Here is a 17,376-nt window from a genome sequence, read left to right as displayed (position 1 = left end):
CGAGCGGGGGGGCGCCGCGCCGCCGTCATGACCGGGCACGGGCCGGGACGGGTCAGCTCACGGGCCGCGCCGCCGCGCCGTTGCCCAGATCGTCGACGTACGAGGCGATCCAGGCCAGCGGCGCGTTCCAGTTGATGGTGATCTCGTTGGTGGAGAACGCCATCAGGTCGTCGGTGTAGCACATCGCCGGGGCACAGCCCTTCAGCTTCTTCTTCGCCACCGGGTCCTGGAGTCCGGAGTTCGGGCCACCCGCCAGCGAACCGGGGGCCGGATGCGGCAGCCGGTGGTCACGCTGGTGCGCCCAGAAGCGGTGGTGCTGGTTGTGCGAGTTCCGTTCGCCGTAGCCGGTGACGTAGGACTGGTTGAGCGGGTTCTCACCCAGCACGTAGTCCAGGCCGCGGAGCACCGCGTCGAGATAGCGGTCCTTGCCCGTCAGATCGTGTGCGGTGGCGAGCACGACCATGTTGTTCAGCACCTGGCTGTTGGAGCCCCACTCGTACTTGCCGTCCTTCGGCGCGTACGGAACGCCGTAGGCCGACTTGGCGGAGTCCGCGGCGTAGCGGTCGGCGGCCTTCGTCACCATCGCGCGCACCTGCGCGCGCTGCTTGGCGGTGAGCTTGTTGGGGACGGTGGCCAGGTCGAGTGCTCCGAGGCCCGCGGTGGACGACCAGGACATACCGCCGCCGCGCGGGAAGAGCGCGTCGAGGTCCCGGTGCAGCGGCGAGTCCAGCACCGCCTTGGCGTAGCCGTGATCACCGGTGGTGATGAACAGCTCGGCCGCGGCCCAGTAGAACTCGTCGCCGACGTTCCGGTCACCGTAGGCCCCGCCGCCGGTGGAGTCCTTGTCGCTGGCGAAGATCTTCGGGTGTGCCGTGGCCGCGGCCCAGGCGGTCCGGGCCGCGTGCAGGCAGCGGGCCGCGAAGTCCGGGTCGTACGGCTTGAAGAGGCGGGCGCTCTGCGCGGCGGCGGCCGCGAGGTTGAGCGTGGCCGCGGTGGACGGCTTGTGCAGCTCACGCTGTTGCGTGTCCTGGTCCGGCCGGGTCGGGAACCCGGTCCAGTGCCGGTCGTGCACCTTGTGGAACGCCATACCGGCGAGCGGCTTGCCCTGGGGCACCTGCATGCGCAGCAGGAACTCCATCTCCCAGCGGGCCTCGTCCAGGATGTCCGGGACGCCGTTGCCACGCTCGGGCACCCGGAGCCGGCCGTCGCCCAGCGGCGCGGCGTCGGCGCCCTTGGCGGTGCGGGTGCGCTCGTACGCGGACATCAGCTGGGCCACCGAGATACCGCCGTTGACGACGTACTTGCCCTGGTCACCGGCGTCGTACCAGCCACCGGAGACATTGCGGCGGTAGTCGCACACGCCCTTGACGCACGGGACGTCGGTGTCGCCACGGTGCGGGGCCGCCTTGTCGTGGCCCGCGGGACGGGCGTACTCGCGCCCCACCAGGTCCGCGTCGATCTTGATGCCGCTGCGGTTGTGGTAGAAGTACGCCAGCGCGTCGCCGCGCAGCGAGCCGTAGAGGTGGTCACCAATGGTGAACGGCTCGCTCTTCGTCCCGTCGATGGTGACGGTGTACCCCTTGCCCGCCTCGGTGACCGCCGAGAAGTCGAAGGTTTGGACATGCTGCCGGGAGCTGGGGTCGATCCCCGCGGGGGTGGTGGTCCCGTGCGCCCGCTCGGTGCCGTCGGCGGCCCGCAGCGTCCACGTCAGGGGCTTGGTGGCGGAGGTGACGACGGTGCCCTTCTTGGGGCCGTAGGTCAGGTAGCCGACCTGGTTCACCCGCACCGGAGAGCCGGTGTCGACCTTCGGGGCGGCCGCCCCGGCGCCGTGCCGTGCGGGGTGGCCCACGGCCATCGCCGCGGGTGCGGTCAGTGCACCGGCCGCGATGGCCGCGGTGACCGCGGTGGCCAGCGTGCGCCGGCGACGGCGGCCGGCCCGATCGGTCGGTCCGGTCCGGTCGGGGGCAGGACGTACGGGAGGAGCGGCGTGAGACACGACTTCAGCACTTCCGAGGGTTTCGGCGTCTTTTCCGTCCTCCAGAGGCTATGGAAACGCCCTGGCCTGGGACTTCGTACGCTTAGCCGAAATCCGGATACAGCAGGTGACCGATGTCGGCCTACCTCGATCGAGGTATTCCGGAAGAGAGGTGTTCCAGGAGGCGGGACCGGCGCGGGTCACCAGCGGGCGAGGTCCGCCCGGAAGGACGGGTCGAAGCGCCGCATGTACCCGGTGTCGTCGCGGTTGCGCTGTCCGCAGTGGAGGTACTGCTCATGCAGGCGCGCCAGGGCGTCGGGGTCGAGCTCCACCCCGAGGCCGGGGGCGCTCGGCACGGGCACCCCACCGTCCACGAACCTCAGCGCGCCGTCCACGATCACGTCCTCGGTCTTCCAGGGCCAGTGGGTGTCGCAGGCGTAGGTGAGGTTCGGGGTGGCCGCGGCCAGGTGGGTCATCGCGGCCAGGCTGATCCCCAGATGCGAGTTCGAGTGCATGGACAGGCCCATGCCGAAGGTCTCGCAGATACCGGAGAGCAGCTTGGAACGGCGCAGTCCGCCCCAGTAGTGGTGGTCGGAGAGGACGACCTGGACGGCGTCGGCGGCGACCGCGGGGGCCAACTCGTCGAAGGCGACCACACACATGTTGGTGGCCAGCGGCATGGGGACCTCACGGGCGACCGCGGCCATGCCGTCGATCCCGGGGGTGGGGTCCTCCAGGTACTCCAGCACCCCTTCGAGCGCGCGCCCCACCTTCACCGACGTCCCGGTCGTCCAGACGGCGTTGGGGTCCAGGCGCAGCGGATGGCCGGGGAAGGCGCGGCGCAGCGCCCGGATGGCCTCGATCTCCTCCTCCGGGGGCCTGACGCCGCCCTTCAGCTTGATCGCGGTGAAGCCGTACTCGTCCACCATCCGCCGGGCCTGGGCCACGAGGGCGTCGGGGTCGAGGGCCTCGCCCCAGGAGTCCGGCTCCTGGCCGGGGTGGGCGGCCCACTTGTAGAAGAGGTACGCGCTGAACGGGACCGTGGAGCGCACAGCGCCGCCGAGCAGATCGCAGACCGGGCGCCCGACGGCCTTGCCCTGGAGGTCCAGGAGCGCGACCTCGAACGGGGAGGCGACGCGGTCGACGGTGCTGCTGGTGGTGATCATGCCGGTGAGCCCGGAGCCCCCGGAACCGCCCACCCGGTCGATGACCCGCTTGACGCGCTGGTGCAGCTCCTCGGTGGCGAAGGCGTCCAGCCCGACGATCTCGTGCCCGACGGCCGTCAGGCGCTCCAGGTGGAGCTCGTCCGCGTAGGTCTCACCGAGGCCGGTCAGCCCCGCGTCGGTGTGGATCTGCAGGATCGAGCGGAGCGCGAAGGGCTCGTGGACGCCGACGGAGTTGAGCAGGGCCGGGTCGCGGAAGGCGACAGGGGTGATGGTGACATCCGTGATGCGCAGGGGCGCTCCGTCAAACATCGACATCCATTCATGTAGCTGAACAAATGGCAGGTGTATGAACTCTACCCAAGGAGTTCGCCCTCATCGCCGCGTTCTTCCTCGTCTTGCGCCGTCCATCGTCACGGTCCGCCGGGTGGGGTATTTTCCCTAGTACTCCGATAGGGAAAGTCTAGTAATGAGCGGGGGCTCGCCCATGACCCGTGGAGAGGCGCACTGTAGCGTCGCGGTCGCCGGCGCCGGAGCGGCCGGCACTCTCATCACCGCCCGCCTGCTGGAGGTGGCCGCCCGGCGTGGCCGGCCACTGGAGATCACACTCATCGACCCGGCGGCCACGACCGGCCGCGGACCGGCCTACGCCACAACCGACCACCGCCATCTGCTGAATGTGCCGGCCGCCCGGATGAGCGCCACGGCCGACGACCCGGACGACTTCGTCCGCTGGCTGAGCGGCCGCGCCGACAGCCGGATGGCGCCCGGCGGATTCGCCCCGCGCCACCTCTACGGCAGCTACCTCGCCGACCATCTCCAACAGCGGGTCGCCATCGCACCGGGGACGGTGGTCAGGGTGCGGGACCGGGTGGCCGGGGCCGTCCGCACGGGCGGGCGGCTGACGCTGCGGACGGCCGGCGGTCGCGAACTCACCGTCGACGCCATGGTCCTGGCCACCGGGAGCCACCCGCCGTCCGTCGCCTGGGCACCGCCCGCGCTGCGGGACTCCGACGCCTTCATCGCCAACCCCTGGGCCCCAGGGGCGCTCGACCACGTCCCCGACGAGCGGGACGTCCTGCTGGTGGGCACCGGGCTGACCATGGTGGACATCGCCATGACCCTCGCCCGGTCCGGCCGCACCGTCCACGCCGTGTCCCGCTCGGGCCTGCTCCCCCAGGGCCACGCCCCCGCCCCCGCCGCCCCCGTGACACCCGCCGACGGTCTCACCGGGTGCACCGGTCTGGACGCCCTGCGCCGCGCGGTCCTGCGCCATGTGGCCCGGACCCGGCGCGGCCACGGGGACTGGCGTCCGGCCATCGACGGGCTGCGACCGCTGACCGCCGCCCTGTGGCAGCGGCTGCCGGAGTCGGACCGGGCCAGGTTCGTCGGCGAGGAGGCCCGCCGGTGGGAGGTGCACCGGCACCGCATGGCACCCGCCACCGCGGACCGGCTGGCGCGGTGTCTGGCCGAGGGACGGCTGTCGGTACGGGCCGGAAGGGTGGCCGAGGCGGCCGCCACCACGGGCGGGCTGCGAATCGGCCTCGCCGACGGACGGGCCCTGACCGTCGGCGCGGTCGTCAACTGCACGGGCCCGCAGACCGATGCCCGCCGCATGGCGGACCCCCTGCTGAGGGAGTTGTTCGCGGCGGGTCTGGCCGCACCCGGGCCGCTCGGTCTCGGCCTGCGGACCCACCCCGACGGGCGGGTCAGACCGGCCGACGGGCCGGACGCACCGCTGTGGACGCTGGGTGCCACCCGGCGCGGGGAGTTGTGGGAGAGCACCGCGATTCCGGAGATCCGGGCCCAGGCCGCCGAGGTGGCCACCGCCGTGCTGGACACGCTGGCCGACGCCCCGGTGGCGGCGTCGGGCACGCGGGCGTGAGACCTCGCGGGGGCAGGTGCCGGCTGCCCGGCCCCGACCGGCGGTGCTCTAGGATTTCGATGGCCAGGACCTGAGCAGCCGAGGAGATGCGTCGTGCGGGAGCCGCGGTATGTGGTGATCGCCGGCGATCTCATGCGGAAGATCGCCGCCGGGCGGTGGCCGGTCGGGGAGTTGCTGCCCACCGAGCCCGAGCTGGCGGCCGAGTACGGCGTCTCCCGGGAAACGCTGCGGCGGGCGTTGCAACGTCTGGACGTGGCCGGTCTGATCTCCCGGCACCCGGGGACCGGCACCCGGGTGGAACGCTTGGCGCCGGTGGCCGAGTTCACCGCCCAGCTGGGCAGCGTCGAGGACCTGACCCAGTACGGCGAGTCGGCCGTGCGCGGCATCCTGTCGGTCGAACCCGTGACGGTGGACGCCGCCCTGGCCACGGTCACCGACCTGGCCGAGGGGTCCAGGCAGGTGTGTGTCACCTCCACCCGGCGGGACCCCGGCCGGGCCGGTGAGGTCGTCTCCTGGGCCCGGGTGTATCTGGGGCCGGGGGACGCCAAGGCGGTCGCGGGCGATCTGGAGGGCAGCCCCCAGCTGATCGCCGATCTGATCGAGGCCCGTACCGGCCGGGCCGTGGAGCGGGTGGTCCAGCGGGTCCGGGCGGTGGGGGTGCCCGCGGAGGCGGCGGCACACCTCGGGGTGGAACCGGGCAGCCCGGGGCTGGAGTTCGTACGCCGTTACTACGACGCCTCGGGCGCGCTGTTCGAGGTCGCGGTGAGCACCCACGCCGGTGACCGCTTCGTCTACGAGACGGTTCTCCAGCGCAAGTGACGGCCGGCGGCCGCCGCCCGCCATGTGAACACCTCTTGACACACCTGTTTCTGCGAGCATCCTTGTCTAGACACAACTCATGTCTAGACAAGGATGTGCCCGCATGAGGTCTCAGGAGCAGCTACTGGACGCCACCTCGCCCCCACCGGCTCGCCACCGCTGGTACCGGGGGCTCATGGCACAGGTCGTCATCGCGATGGTCCTCGGTATCGCGGTCGGTTTCGCCTTCCCCGGTTTCGCGGCGGACCTGAAGATCGTCGGGGACCTGTTCCTGGCCTTGATCAAGGCGGGGGTCGCGCCCCTGGTCTTCTTCACCGTCGTCATGGGCATCGCCTCCGCCGGCGACCTGAAGAAGGCCAGCCGCATCGGCTTCCTGGCGCTGATCTACTTCGAGGCCGTCTCCACCCTCGCCCTGCTGCTCGGCCTGGCGGCCGCGAACCTGTTCGGGGTGGGCGAGGGGGCGGGGGCGCTCGCCCCGGGCGCCGACGCGGCCCAGGCGCCCTCGGCCGACCAGGGCGAGCACGGGGTCACCGCCTTCCTGCGGGACATCGTCCCCGACAACTTCGTCGGCGCCTTCTCCTCCGGCCAGCTGCTCCAGGTCGTCGTGGTGGCCGTGCTGTTCGGTATCGGTGTGCTGTCCCTCAAGCCGCGGATGCAGGACCGGATCAACGCCGGTCTGGAGGTCGTCTCGGAGGCGTTCTTCGGCTTCGTCAACGTCGTCATGAAGCTCGCCCCGATCGGCGCCTTCGGCGCCATCGCCTACTCGGTGGGCACCAGCGGCAGCAAGATGCTCCTGGCCCTGACCGAGCTCGTACTGGAGTACTGGCTGGTCGTCGCCGTCTTCGTGTTCGGCGTGCTGGGGCTGGTCTGCCTGCTCGCGGGGTTCAGCGTCTGGCGCATCCTGCGCTACGTACGTGTGGAGATGACGCTCGTCCTGGGCACGGCCTCCTCCGAGGCCGCCCTGCCCGGACTGCTGAAGAAGCTCACCAGGGCCGGGTGCTCGAAGCAGACCGTGGGCCTGGTCGTCCCCACCGGCTATGCGTTCAACCTCGACGGCACCTCCCTCTACATGTCCATCTGCACCCTGTTCGTGGCCAACGCCTACGGGATCCCGATGGGCATCCCCGAACAGCTCGGGCTGCTGTTGATCATGCTGCTGACGTCCAAGGGCGCGGCCACCGTGTCCGGCGGGACCTTCGTGGTCTTCGCCTCCACCGTGGCGGCGACCGGGAACCTCCCCGTCGAGGGCGCCGCCGTGCTCTTCGGGGTGTACCGCTTCATGTCGATGGCCACCGCGTTCTGCAACACCTTCGGCAATGTGGTCGCCACCTTCGTCCTGGCCAAGTGGTGCAAGGAGATGGACCTCGACACGGTGCGGCGCGCCCTGGCCGATCCCGCCGCGTTCCTCGCCCAGCCCGAACCCGATGACGCTCCCGCCGCGCCGCGGACGGCCTCCCGGCCGGACGGCGTCGCCCTGTCCGAACCCGCCCCGACCAGCCCCACCACCGGGAAGTGAACCAGCACATGAGCAGTACCGTCTTCGACTCCCTGTTGTTCCGCGACATGTTCGGCACCCCGGCCATGCGCGAGATCTTCAGCGACACCGCCTACGTCCAGCGCATCATCGACACCGAGACCGCTCTCGCCCGTTCCCAGGCCGAGGTCGGCATCATCCCCGCCGAGGCCGCCGAGGACATCACCGCCAAGGCCGGTCTGGACGGTCTCGACCTGGAGCGGCTGCGCACCGAGACGGAGATCGTCGGCTATCCGGTCCTGCCCGTCGTCCGGCAGGTGGCGGACCAGTGCGGTGACGCGGGCCGCTATCTGCACTGGGGTGCCACCACCCAGGACATCATGGACACCGCGGTGATGCTCCAGTGCAAGGACGGCGTCGCCCTGCTCCAGGACCAGCTCGACCGGGTGCGCCGCGCGCTCCAGCGGCTCGCGGAGGAGCACGCCGAGACCGTCACCGCCGGGCGCACCCATCTCCAGCACGCCCTCCCCGTCACCTTCGGCTACCGCTGCGCCGTGTGGCTCTCCGCCCTGGACCGGCACGCCGAGCGGCTGGAGCAGGCCCGCGGACGCGCCCTGATGGTGCAGTTCGGCGGCGCCGCCGGAACCCTGGCCTCGCTCGGCCCGGGGCCGGAGGGCCTTCGCACGCGTGCCGTGCTGGCGGCCGAGCTGGGGCTGCGGGACCCCGCGATCACCTGGCATGTGGCACGGGACGGGCTTGTGGAGCTGGTCACGCTGTTCGCCGCGATCGGCGGCTCCCTGGGCAAGATCGCCTGGGATGTGATGATGATGTGCTCCTCGGAGTTCGGGGAGCTGGCGGAGCCCTTCGTCCCCGGACGCGGGGCCAGCTCGACCATGCCGCAGAAGCGCAACCCCATCTCCAGCGAGCTGATGTTCGCCGCCGCCAAGCTGCTGCGGGAGAAGTCCTCGACCGTGCTGGACGCGATGATGCAGGACTTCGAACGCGCCACCGGCCCCTGGCACCTGGAGTGGGCCGCGGTGCCCGAAGCCTTCCTGCTCCTGTCCAGCTCGCTCCACCAGGCCGAGTTCATGCTCTCCGGTCTGGAGGTGAACGTGGCCCGGATGCGCCGGAACACCCACCTCACCGGCGGGCTCATCGTCGCCGAAGCCGTGATGATGGACATCGCGCCCGTTCTGGGCCGTCAGCAGGCCCACGACGTGGTCTACGAGGCCTGCCGCACCGCCATCGAGACCGGCACCACACTGGAGGCCGAACTGCGCGCGCACGCCACGCTGATGGATCAGATCGGCGCCGAGCGGATCGGGGAACTGTGCGACCCCGCCCGCTACCTGGGCAGCGCGACCACGATGACCCTCGATGTGGTCCGTGCCCTGGACCGCGAGGGCGGCGGCCGCACGCCTCGCTGACGGTGGCGCCCCTCCCCCGGCGGGGGCTCCTCAGAAGCCGGGGTCGGGGGCCGTGCGAATGGCGGCGATGTCGAACTGGAGGCGGACCTTCTCGCTCACCAGGGCGCCGCCCTCCGCCAGCTTGGCGCTGTAGGTCAGGCCCCATTCGGAACGGTTGATGGTGGTGGTGCCGTCGAAGCCCACCCGCTGGTAGCCGAAGGGGTCCGTGACATGTCCGATATAGGTGAGCTCCAGGACGACGGGGCGGGTGACGTCCCGGATCGTGAGATCCCCGGCCATGCGGTAGAGGTCCGGGCCCGCGAGGTGCACATCGGTGCTCAGGAACCGGATGTGCGGGTAGGTTCTCGCGTCCAGGAAGTCGCGGCCCATCAAGTGGTCGTCACGCTGCTCGACACCGGTGTCGACACTGGCGGTGGAGAGCAGGACCTCGGCCCGGGAGCGGCGCGGGTCGCGGCCGTCGAAGTACAGGCGGCTCTCGAACTCGGTGAAGGCGCCACGCACCGTGGTCACCATGGCGTGCCGGACGGAGAACCCGATCCGGCTGTGCGCCGGGTCGACGATCCACTCGCCGGTGAGCGCCTCGAGGCCGGGATCGGGCGAAACGGCGCGGCCGGACGCCGCACGGGGAGAAGGTACCACCGGTGCGGCGCCGGCGCCCGTGCGGCGGGAGGTACGGCTGAACAAGTTCATGCCACCCGTTGTTACTTTGGCTGGAGGGGGTGACGCAACCCTTGATCAAGGTCGATTCGCAAGGACCTTCGATAAGTGGCCTCTCGGGCACGGTCCGTGACGGGCGGTCAGTGTATGCGGGAGCCGCCGTTGACGTCATACGTGGCACCCGTCACATACCCGGTCTCGGGCCGGGCGAGGAAGGCGATGACGGGGTGGGCCCGGGTCACAGTTCCCGGCGCACGCGTTCCTTGATCGCCGCGACCGACAGGCCGTACCGGTCGTGCAGGGTGGGCAGGGCACCCGCCGCGAGGAAGGCGTCCGGCAGTCCGATCGGCACGATGCGCGCCGTGGTCTGCGCGTACGCCAGACTGGAGGCCACGGACTCGGCCAGGCCGCCGACCAGGGTGTGGTTCTCCAGGGTGACCACGAGCCGTCCCTTGGCCGCTTCCCGTACCACCGTGTCGCTGTCGAAGGGCTTGATGGTCGGGACGTGCAGGACCGCGACGTCGATGTGGTCCCGCTCCAGTTCCGTGGCCGCGCTCAGGGCGCGCACCGTCATCAGGCCGGTGGAGACGAAGAGCACATCGCGCCCGCCGCGCAGTTCGGCGGCCCGGCCGAGCCGGAACCGGTAGTCGTACTCGTCCAGGACCGTGGGCACGGCGCCGCGCAGCAGCCGCGTGTAGGTGGGCCCGGGGTGGGCGGCCAGGGCGGGGACGGCCTGCTCGATGTCGACCGAGTCCGCCGGGTCCACGATCGTCAGGCCGGGCATGCCGCGCAGGATGGCCAGGTCCTCGGTGGCCTGGTGGCTGGGTCCGTAGCCCGTGGTCAGTCCGGGCAGGGCGCCCACGACGTTGACGTTGAGTCCGGGCTCGGCGATGTCCAGGCACAGGAAGTCGTAGGCGCGGCGGGTGGCGAACACCGAGTAGGTGGAGGCGAACGGCGTCAGGCCCACCTCCGCCAGTCCGGCGGCCGCGCCCAGCATCGCCTGTTCCGCCATGCCCATCTGGAAGAAGCGCTCGGGGTGCGCGTCCCGGAAGATGTGCATATCGGTGTACTTGGCCAGGTCGGCCGAGAGGCCGACCACATCGGGGCGTTCCTCGGCGAGCCGGTTCAGCGCGTGTCCGAAGGGGGCCTTGGTGGTGCGCTGTCCCTCTTCGGCGATGGAGGCGATCATCGCGGAGGTGGTGAGTTTGCGCGCCGGGGGCGCGGTGGCGGCGGGGGTGTTCATACGGCGGGTCCCTTTCCCTCAGTGGCGTCGCTCCGGCCGTCGGGTCCGTCCGCCCGGCCGGCTTCGTGGTTCTGGGTGAGCTGCTCGCGGGCGATCTGCCACTCGTGCTCCTCGACCCGCATGAAGTGCGCCTTCTCGCGGGTCTCGAGCATCGGCACCCCGCGGCCGACCTTGGTGTCGCAGATGAGCACCGACGGCGATCCCCGGTGCTCGCGCAGGCTGTCGAAGGCGGTGACGAGCGCGTCGACGTCGTTGCCGTCCACCCGGATCGCGTGCCAGCCGAACGCCTCCCACTTGGCCGTGACGGGCTCGGTGCGCAGCACACCCGCGGTCGGGCCGTCCGCCTGGAGGGCGTTGACGTCGACGATGGCGGTGACGTTGTCGAGCCGGTGGTGGGCGCAGGCCAGCGCGGCCTCCCAGGTGGAGCCCTCGTCCAGCTCACCGTCCGAGAGCAGGTTGTACACGCGGGCGTCGCTGCCCCGGTAGCGCAGGCCCAGCGCCATGCCGGTCGCGATGCCCAGTCCGTGGCCGAGGGAGCCGCCGGAGATCTCCATGCCGGGGGTGTAGGTGGCCATGCCCGACATGGGCAGGCGGGAGTCGTCGCTTCCGTAGGTGGCGAGTTCCCCGGTGTCGAGGACACCGGCCTCCGCGAGCGCCGCGTACAGGGCGATGGCGTAGTGGCCGATGGACAGCAGCAGCCTGTCCCGCTCGGGCCAGTCGGGCTCGTCGGGGCGGTGGTCGAGGACGTCCTTGTAGACGACGGCGAGGACGTCGGCCACGCCGAGCGCCTGTCCGATGTAGCCCTGTCCCTGGACCTCGCCCATGTTCAGGGCGTGCATCCGGATGCGGTAGGCGGAGTCCCGCAGGGCGCGGATCCGTTCCTGCCGGGTGGTGTGCTCCGGAGCCGGCGGAGCGGCTCCCAGGACGGTGGACGGGGTGGAGGTCATGTCGGTCCCTTCCTCTCGGTGGGGTGTCGGCGGAGCTGGGGCGCGGGCGTGGCCGCGGCGGCGGTCCCCCTCGTCGCGAGGTCGGCCTCGTGCCGCTCCCGTGCGCCCAGGTCTCGCGGGTCAGCAGCGCCGCCACGAGTCCCGGCACCCCGTAGCGGCTGAAGAGGGCTGGGGGCCCCACCCAGCCGACGGCCGAGGAGAGGGCGGTGGCGATCCCCTACCTCCTCTCTGTTGGCTGCCGACTGTTGACAGTCGACCTCGATGCTGCGGAGTGAAACCGGGAGTGTCAACCCCTCCGGCGGAAAAAGCCTGCTCAGCCGCGCCGGTACGGGCCGCCGCGGGCGGCCGGGACGGTCGGCTCGTCAGGACGGGAGCGCATGCCCAGAAGGCCCACCGGATGTCCCGGTGGGCCTGTGCGGGCGAGGGAGGGGCGGCGGGTCAGTCGCTCCCGGTTTCGCGGTCACCGCCGCTGCCGATGCCCAACTGGTCGACGGCCGAGGCCATATGGGCGTGCAGAACCCGCTGCGCCGCCGCGGCGTCCCCACGCTCGATCGCCTCCACGACCGGCAGATGGCTCGAGGCGGACATGGCCACTTCGCGGCGGTCACCCGCGGCGCTCATGATCACCACACGGATGGGGCCCTCGAGCTGGCGCCAGGTCTTCAGCAGGACGGAGTTCCGGGAGAGCTCGCACAGCAGGAGGTGGAAGGCGAGATCCGCCTCGACCTTCGCGTTCAGGTCCACAGCGGCATCGACGGTCTCCTGGAGCCGCTCCAGGGCCTCCCGGAGCGCCCGCGCCGCCTCCGGACCGCGCGCGGACTGGATGATCTGCGTCACCGCGAGCCCCTCCAGGGCCTCGCGCACCTGGAACAGCTCCCGGACCTCGGTCGGGGTCAGCTGGGACACCCGGAGCATGCCGCGCGCCCCGGGGGTGACCAGTCCCTCCTGCTGGAGGTGGCGCAGCGCCTCCCGTACCGTCCCGCGGCTCACCGACAGCCGCTCGGCGATCTCCACTTCGCCCAAGTGGTCACCGGGCCGGTACTGGCCGCTGGTGATGGCCGTCCGCAACGCCACGAGCGCACGCTCCCGCAGGGTCATCGAACGGGTGAGACTGGCCAGGCTCGGACCGGTCACGGACGGGGCCTCCTTCTGCTCCACAAGCGATCATAGTAGTCGGAAACGTGTCACCTGTTGACAGTCGGCACCGACCCGCGGCCGAGCGGGCGGCGTCGGCCCGGCGCGCGGCACACCGGCAACCGGCGAGGTGGCGGCGTCCCGGTACGATGTCGCCGCAAGCAACGAACCACTCTGCCTGACGCAGAGCTGGCGCGACCGCTCGGCGGCCGCGGTCCTTCCGCCCTTGTCGGCGCGGACCCGGTATCTACCCCGGTCCCGCGCGAGAGGACAGCTCTCGGCGCATTCCGCCATGCCGGCCGGAGTGCGCTACCAGGCGGCGGAAAGGCATCGGCCGTGGCACCCGCGGTCTCCCCGACTCCCCCTCCCGTACCGCGCGCCGGCTACCGGCACCTGCTGCGCACACCGGGCGCTTGGACCTTCCTGCTGCCCGGCTTCGCCGCCCGGCAGCCGTTCGCGATGCTGACGCTCAGCATCGTGCTGCTGCTGCGCCACACCACCGGGTCCTACGGCGTCGCCGGTGCGGTCGCGGCCGTCACCGGCGTCGCCATGGCGCTGTTCGCGCCCCAGAGCGGCAAGCTCGCCGACCGCTACGGGCAGCGCGCGGTCCTGGTACCAGGCGTGCTGAGCCACGCGGCGGCCGCGGCCCTGCTGACCGTGCTCGCGCTGGCACACGCGCCGCTGTGGGCGCTGATCGCCGCCGCGGTGCCGACGGGCGCCTCCGTTCCGCAGATCGGGCCCATGGTGCGGGCCCGCTGGGCGGCCGTCCTCGGCAGCGGCGCCCCGGACGGGTCCGGACCGCGCCCCGGGCGCCATCCGCTGCTGGCGACCGCGGCCGCGTTCGAGTCGGTCACGGACGAGTTGACGTTCGTCATCGGCCCCGTGCTCGCCACCGGGTTGAGCACCGGTGTGCACCCGGCGTCCGGCCTGATCGCGGAGGCCGCGCTGACGCTGGTGGGCGGGCTGCTCTTCGCGGCCCAGCGGCGGACCGCACCGCCGCCGGCCCCAGGGCGGGCGGACCCAGGGGAGCGGCACGCCTCGGCCCTGTCCGTACCGGGTGTGCGCGTCCTGGCCGTGGTCTTCCTGGGCATCGGCTCGGTCTTCGGCGGTATGCAGGTCGCCCTGACCGCCTTCACCCAGGAGCACGACCGGCCGGGCCTGAACGGTGTGCTGTACGGCGTGTTCGCGGCGGGCAACATGCTCGCGGGCGCGGCCTGTGGCGCCATCACCTGGCGCACCTCCCCGCAGCGGCGGCTGCTGGCCTCCTACGCCGCGCTGGCGCTGGTCTGCTCGACCCTGTGGGCGGCGCCCACGCCACTGCCGCTGGGCGGGCTCGGGCTGCTCGCGGGGCTGTGTATCGCACCTGCGCTGATCACCGGATACACCCTGGTGGAGACCCTGGTCCCGGCCACGTCCCGGACGGAGGCGTTCACCTGGCTGACCGGCTCGGTCGCGCTGGGGCAGGCCGCGGCGGTGACGGCGGCCGGACAGCTGGCGGACGGCTTCGGCGCGAGCGCCGCCTTCACGGTGCCGCTCATCGGCACGGCGTCGGCCCTGCTGACGGTGGTGTCCCTGCGCGGGCGGCTCGCCCCGCGCGCGGACACCACGGCGACCGGCCGGGGGCAGCGCGTACCCGACGCCCACTCCGGGGCGTCCCGGTGGGCGGACACCTCCTGAGGGAGATCTCGTGGAGGCTGGGCGCCCCGGGGCGCGCCCGCCCGCCACCCGATCATGTGGTGGGCTCCGCCAGGAACGCCGACACGATCGCCCCGGCCTGCGGGCGGCACTCCTCGAAGTAGCCGTGCCGGGCGCCCTCGAAGAGGTGGGTACGGGCCCGGGGGATACGGGAGGCGAGCAGCGGAGCGTTGGCCGACGGGGTGAGCCGGTCCTCCACGCCGTGCAGGACCAGGGTGTCCGCACCGATCAGCGGAAGCGCGTCCCAGGCGTCGTGTTCATTGCTGGCCACCAGGTGGCGCCGGCGGGCGTGCGGGGGCATACCGGGGTCGCCGAGGGTCGTATAGGGCCCGGGGTGTCCGGACCGCCAGGCCGGGGTGTACATGAGGTCGGTCAGCGCTTCCCGCGCCGCCCGCGCGTCGGCCTGGGCCAGGGAGCGCCGCACCGCCGTGTCGCGCTCCGTCGCCCGTGGCCCGCCGGGTGAGGTGCAGCCGAGGACGAGCCGCCGGACCCGGTCCGGATGGCGGGCGGCGACCCACTGGGCGACCCGTCCTCCCATGGAGGTCCCGTACAGGTCGGCGCGTTCGATGCCGAGATGGTCCAGGACGGCGATCACATCCTCGGCCAGGCCCCGCGTCGAGTAGTGCACATCGGGCTTTCCGCTCTCCCCGGTGCCGCGCCAGTCCAGGGTGAGGGTGCTGTGCGTGTCATGGAAGTCCGCCCGTATGCCGTCCCACCAGTGGTGGTTGTTGGCCTGTCCGGCCAGCAGCACCAGCGGCCGTCCGGTGCCCTGGTGCTGGTAGGCCAGGAGCGTGCCGTCCAGTGCGCGGGCGTGGCCGCTGACCTGCTGCGGGAGGTCGGTGCTTGCCATAGGGGTCTCTCGCCTTTCGGGCGTCGGGTGTCCTCGGTGCGCGCGGCGGCGGACCGGCCGCGCGCTCAGCCGCGGGTGATGACCTTGCCCGGGTTGAGGATGCCGTGCGGATCGAGGGCCGTCTTGACCGCCCGGTGCATGTCCAGGACGGCCGGTGCGAGCTCCCGCTCCAGACCGTCCCGCTTCAGCAGGCCCACACCGTGTTCGCCGGTGACCGTGCCGCCGAGGTCGATCGCGTCCGCGATGATCTCGTGGAACGCCGCCTGGGCCCGCTCCCGGGCCGCCGTGTCGCCCGGCTGGGTGATCAGCAGCGGATGGAGGTTGCCGTCACCGGCGTGCGCGATGTTGGCGATGAGGGTGTCGTGCCGGGCGGCGGCGCGCTCAATGCGCGCCAGCATCTCCGGTACGGCCGCCTTGGGCACGCACACGTCCTCGGTGAGCACCGGGCCCAGCCGCTCCAGCGCCGGATAGGCGAGCCGCCTGGCCGAGAACAGCGCGTCGGCCTCCTCCTGGTCCGTGGACTGCGCGGCCCAGGTGGCGCCCGCCTCCTCGAAACAGGCGAGCATGCGCTCGGCCTCCTGGGCGCCGGCCGGACCCGGGGCGTCCGTACGCCCGAGGAGCACCACGTCCGCGTCGACGGACAGCCCCATGTTCTTCCACTTGTCGACCGCCGCCAGACAGTGCCGGTCGATCAGTTCCAGCGCGGACGGGGTGAGCCCCGCGGCCCCGATGGCGGCGACCGCGCGGCCGGCGGCCACGACCGAGGAGAAGTATCCGGCGACCGTGCGCTCCGCCTCCCGCTGGGGCCGCAGCCGCACCGTGACCTCGGTGATCACTCCCAGGGTGCCTTCGGAGCCGACCATCAGCCCGGCCAGGTCGTACCCGGCGACGCCCTTGGCGGTCCTGCGGCCGAGCCGCACCAGCTCCCCGGTGCCGGTGACCACTTGCAGGCCGAGCACATAGTCGCGGGTGACGCCGTACTTCACACAGCACAGCCCGCCCGCGTTGGTCGCCACATTGCCGCCGATGGTGGACCAGGGCGCGCTCGCCGGGTCCGGCGGGTACCAGAGCCCGTGCTCGGCGCAGGCGGCTCGCAGGTCGTCGTTGACCACGCCGGGTCCGACAACGGCGAGGCGCTCCACGGGGTCGATCTCGTGGATGGTGTCCATGGACTCGGTGGAGAGCACGACACAGCCGTCGACGGCGTTGGCGCCACCGGAGAGGCCGGTGCCGGCGCCCCGGGTGACCAGCGCAACACCGTGCCGTACACAGGCGCGCACCACGGCACGCACTTCCTCGGCCGTGCGTGGCCGCACCACCACGAGGGGTGTGCCGTACGGCGCCCACTCCGCCTCGTCGTGGACGAATCCGGCGGCGACGCCGGGGTCCTCGACCATCCGGCCGTCCGGCAGCTCCTGCCGCAGATCATCGATCAACACGCCCGGTCCCTGCCTTGTCCTCGAAGTCCTCGAACACGGTTTTTCCAGCTCGCACGGTACCCACTGCGGCGGAACCGCTGATCACCGCCCCCGTCTTGCGCGAGAACCACCGTTCTCCTACGGTGGCCGCCGCAGCGGAGAACGCCCGTTCTCCACTCCCCCGCCGGCCTCAGGAGACGATGTGACAGCCGCGCCACGCCCCCCGTTCCCGCCGTTCACCCGGGAGACCGCCATCGAGAAGGTCCGGCTGGCGGAGGACGGCTGGAACTCCCGTGACCCCGAGAAGGTGGCCCTGGCCTACACCGTCGACTCGCGCTGGCGGAACCGCGCGGAGTTCCTCACCGGACGCGACGCGATCGTCGCCTTCCTCACCCGCAAATGGGCGCGGGAACTGGACTACCGGCTCATCAAGGAACTGTGGGCGTTCGACGGCAACCGCATCGCCGTGCGCTTCGCCTACGAATGCCACGACGACTCCGGCAACTGGTTCCGCTCCTACGGCAACGAGAACTGGGAATTCGACGACGACGGTCTGATGCGCCGCCGCCACGCCTCCATCAACGACCTCCCCATCACGGAGTCGGAGCGCAAGTACCACTGGCCGCTCGGGCGCCGCCCCGACGACCACCCCGGTCTGAGCGACCTCGGCCTCTGACCGACCGGCACCA

The 17,376-nt window shown here is 72.0% G+C and carries 14 protein-coding genes; 6 read left to right on the top strand and 8 right to left on the bottom strand.

What is annotated here, in order from left to right:
* Positions 1-52 precede the first annotated feature (52 nt).
* Both N6H00_RS34570 and N6H00_RS34565 read right to left on the bottom strand, forming a co-directional pair.
* Complete coding sequence (locus N6H00_RS34570) at positions 53-1,855, bottom strand: glycoside hydrolase family 9 protein (RefSeq protein WP_268977234.1); 1,803 nt, start codon at positions 1,853-1,855, stop codon at positions 53-55.
* A gap of 320 nt (positions 1,856-2,175) precedes the next feature.
* Positions 2,176-3,456, bottom strand: a complete 1,281-nt coding sequence (locus tag N6H00_RS34565) for a glucarate dehydratase family protein (RefSeq protein ID WP_443073130.1) — start codon at positions 3,454-3,456, stop codon at positions 2,176-2,178.
* Between the two features lie 169 nt (positions 3,457-3,625).
* Here N6H00_RS34565 and N6H00_RS34560 point away from each other — a divergent pair, with 169 nt between their 5' ends.
* From N6H00_RS34560 to N6H00_RS34545, 4 genes are all read left to right on the top strand, one after another.
* Positions 3,626-5,023 (top strand): FAD/NAD(P)-binding protein, encoded by a 1,398-nt coding sequence (locus N6H00_RS34560; protein ID WP_268975779.1) that lies wholly within the window; start codon positions 3,626-3,628, stop codon positions 5,021-5,023.
* Positions 5,024-5,116: 93 nt separating this feature from the next.
* On the top strand, positions 5,117-5,842 hold the full coding sequence (locus N6H00_RS34555) for a GntR family transcriptional regulator (RefSeq protein ID WP_268975778.1): 726 nt from the start codon (positions 5,117-5,119) through the stop codon (positions 5,840-5,842).
* 103 nt (positions 5,843-5,945) lie between these two features.
* Positions 5,946-7,358 carry a cation:dicarboxylate symporter family transporter gene (locus N6H00_RS34550; protein WP_268975777.1) on the top strand — a complete coding sequence of 471 codons (1,413 nt, stop codon included), beginning with the start codon at positions 5,946-5,948 and terminating at the stop codon, positions 7,356-7,358.
* Positions 7,359-7,366: 8 nt separating this feature from the next.
* Positions 7,367-8,743, top strand: a complete 1,377-nt coding sequence (locus N6H00_RS34545; RefSeq protein WP_268975776.1) for a class-II fumarase/aspartase family protein — start codon at positions 7,367-7,369, stop codon at positions 8,741-8,743.
* A gap of 30 nt (positions 8,744-8,773) precedes the next feature.
* Here N6H00_RS34545 and N6H00_RS34540 read toward each other — a convergent pair whose 3' ends face one another.
* From N6H00_RS34540 to N6H00_RS34525, 4 genes are all read right to left on the bottom strand, one after another.
* A complete protein-coding gene (locus N6H00_RS34540) occupies positions 8,774-9,433 on the bottom strand; it encodes a YceI family protein (protein WP_268975775.1) in 660 nt (219 codons plus the stop codon).
* 205 nt (positions 9,434-9,638) lie between these two features.
* On the bottom strand, positions 9,639-10,643 hold the full coding sequence (locus N6H00_RS34535) for a transketolase family protein (RefSeq protein WP_268975774.1): 1,005 nt from the start codon (positions 10,641-10,643) through the stop codon (positions 9,639-9,641).
* Complete coding sequence (locus N6H00_RS34530; protein WP_268975773.1) at positions 10,640-11,590, bottom strand: transketolase; 951 nt, start codon at positions 11,588-11,590, stop codon at positions 10,640-10,642. The genes N6H00_RS34535 and N6H00_RS34530 overlap by 4 nt, the downstream gene beginning before the upstream one ends.
* Before the next feature lie 438 nt (positions 11,591-12,028).
* Complete coding sequence (locus tag N6H00_RS34525) at positions 12,029-12,724, bottom strand: GntR family transcriptional regulator (protein WP_268975772.1); 696 nt, start codon at positions 12,722-12,724, stop codon at positions 12,029-12,031.
* A 336-nt stretch (positions 12,725-13,060) separates the two neighbouring features.
* On the opposite strand from N6H00_RS34525, the gene N6H00_RS34520 reads away from it, so the two are divergent.
* Positions 13,061-14,401 (top strand): MFS transporter, encoded by a 1,341-nt coding sequence (locus tag N6H00_RS34520; RefSeq protein WP_268975771.1) that lies wholly within the window; start codon positions 13,061-13,063, stop codon positions 14,399-14,401.
* 52 nt (positions 14,402-14,453) lie between these two features.
* Here N6H00_RS34520 and N6H00_RS34515 read toward each other — a convergent pair whose 3' ends face one another.
* Positions 14,454-15,269 carry an alpha/beta fold hydrolase gene (locus tag N6H00_RS34515; protein ID WP_268975770.1) on the bottom strand — a complete coding sequence of 272 codons (816 nt, stop codon included), beginning with the start codon at positions 15,267-15,269 and terminating at the stop codon, positions 14,454-14,456.
* Between the two features lie 65 nt (positions 15,270-15,334).
* Positions 15,335-16,666, bottom strand: coding sequence for an FAD-binding oxidoreductase (locus tag N6H00_RS34510; protein ID WP_268977232.1), 1,332 nt, complete (start codon positions 16,664-16,666; stop codon positions 15,335-15,337).
* Positions 16,667-16,889: 223 nt separating this feature from the next.
* Between N6H00_RS34510 and N6H00_RS34505 the strand changes: the two genes are divergently transcribed.
* Entirely contained in the window at positions 16,890-17,363 is a 474-nt protein-coding gene (locus tag N6H00_RS34505; RefSeq protein ID WP_268975769.1) for a nuclear transport factor 2 family protein, read from the top strand.
* The last annotated feature ends 13 nt before the right edge of the window (positions 17,364-17,376 follow it).

Source organism: Streptomyces sp. S465 (assembly GCF_026898115.1).
In the GTDB taxonomy this organism is placed as follows: Bacteria; Actinomycetota; Actinomycetes; order Streptomycetales; family Streptomycetaceae; genus Streptomyces; species Streptomyces luomodiensis.
Note: the sequence above shows the minus strand (reverse complement) of the source record. Positions and strands in the feature narration are given on the sequence as shown.